Origin of the sequence: Curtobacterium sp. RIT-PI-V (genome assembly GCF_025642935.1) — a bacterium.
Classification (GTDB): Bacteria; Actinomycetota; Actinomycetes; order Actinomycetales; family Microbacteriaceae; genus Curtobacterium.
The window spans coordinates 1-241 of the sequence record NZ_JANZKM010000054.1 but is presented as its reverse complement, the minus strand read 5'-3'; the positions used below and the strand labels follow the sequence as shown (position 1 = coordinate 241).

Below are 241 nucleotides of genomic sequence, written 5' to 3'. Positions count from 1 at the left end.
GCGGCGTCTTCGGAGACGTGGACGGTGGTGCCGGTCAGGATGGCGTTGTCGCCCTCGAGCTGGAGGGGCTTGAGGGAACCGCCCCAGAGCTCGAACAGGAACGCGTTGGACGCGGCGACCTTGCCGTTGACCAGGACGTCACCGTAGAGCTTGGAGGAGCCCGGGTTCACGACGAAGTTCTCGAGCGTGACGGTGGTGTCGCCGGCCTTGAGGGTGAGGCCGGAGTCGTCGTGGTTGAGCA

Annotated in this window: 1 pseudogene; it reads right to left on the bottom strand. The window is 66.4% G+C overall.

Features of this window, described 5'->3' with window-relative positions:
• A pseudogene (locus OGL88_RS17690) lies at window positions 1-241 on the bottom strand (hypothetical protein); the annotation flags it as partial.